The sequence below is a fragment of the Streptomyces sp. NPDC001781 genome (assembly GCF_053596035.1).
On the sequence record NZ_JBSFFI010000112.1, the window covers coordinates 1 to 1,041 of the forward strand.

The window sequence follows — 1,041 nt, forward strand, 5'->3', positions numbered from 1 at the left end:
GCGCGGCCGGTCTAGTACGGGTGTCCCCCGCGCGGCCGGGTCGGCAGCGCGTCCTTCGTCTTACCGTGCTCGTCATCGGCCGCCAGAGCGGCGCGGGTCGTCCACATGGGCTTCCTCATTCCTTGGTCGGTGAGGCTGAGCGGCCTCGTGGGGAGCACCGTTGCGCGGGGTCCGCCAGCGGCGCTCCCGGGCGGGGCTCAGAACTCGTCAAGCGGGAGGGAGTTCAGGTGGTCCTCCATCGCGGCGAACCCTTGGCCGGTCATCCCGAAGCCGTTGGACGTGCGGACGACCAGACCGGTGGGCACCAGCGACTCCAGCAGCCGGGCGGTCTTCGCCACGTTGCCGACGTGCCAGCCGGACGTCTTCGTCCACTCGCCGTTGTGCTCGGCCAGCATCTCCAGCGCCGTGTGCTGGTCGCTGCTGAGTCCGGGTGTGCTGCTCATCGTGTCGGTTCCTCTCTGCTGCGGGTGGGGCCGCCGGTCGACGGCCCCGGGTCGGACTGTGTCAGGCGTTGACCAGCTCGCGGGCCTTCACCGGGCGGACGGTCTGGCGGACGGTCACCGGGGCGCCGTTGGCCACGAGCATCAGGACCACGGCCGCCTTGATGTCCGCGCGGCGGGGCTTGTAGTTGCGGAGCAGGACGCCGACCTGCGCGGCGGTGAAGTGGTTGGTGACCTTGGTCCGCTTCTCCTTGCCGCGCACGGTGCGGTGCCGCCGGACGACCTTGACGGGCTTGATGCCGAGACGCCGGGCGACGGAGCCGAGGCCGTTGCGCACTCCCTCCAGGGTCTCCTCGTTCTCGATGCCGGCCGCGATGGCGTGGGTGGCGATGGCGCGGCCCCGGTGCAGCGAGCGGGCGAAGCGGGTCGCGGCGGAGCGCTCGCGGACGGTCCGGCGGCGGAGCTGGCTGGCGGTGAGGCGGTGCGTCATGGTCGGTCCCTGCTTTCCTGGTTCCTTGTCCCGATGGATTAATTAAATCAGGGTTGGGGCGAGCGCGCAACCCCCGGACGCGAAGAAGCCCCGACCTTTCACCCGGTCGGG

At 71.1% G+C, this 1,041-nt stretch carries 2 protein-coding genes; both read right to left on the minus strand.

Features of this window, described 5'->3' with window-relative positions:
- Positions 1–197: 197 nt before the first annotated feature.
- Positions 198–443, minus strand: a complete 246-nt coding sequence (locus ACWCV3_RS29055; RefSeq protein WP_451230383.1) for a hypothetical protein — start codon at positions 441–443, stop codon at positions 198–200.
- A gap of 61 nt (positions 444–504) precedes the next feature.
- Positions 505–930 carry a hypothetical protein gene (locus ACWCV3_RS29060; RefSeq protein WP_451230385.1) on the minus strand — a complete coding sequence of 142 codons (426 nt, stop codon included), beginning with the start codon at positions 928–930 and terminating at the stop codon, positions 505–507.
- Positions 931–1,041: the final 111 nt, after the last annotated feature.

What these genes read in the sequence shown, in the direction of transcription:
- ACWCV3_RS29055 (WP_451230383.1), bottom strand. Translation starts at nt 443, where the DNA reads ATGAGCAGCACACCCGGACTCAGCAGCGACCAGCACACGGCGCTGGAG.
- ACWCV3_RS29060 (WP_451230385.1), bottom strand. Translation starts at nt 930, where the DNA reads ATGACGCACCGCCTCACCGCCAGCCAGCTCCGCCGCCGGACCGTCCGC.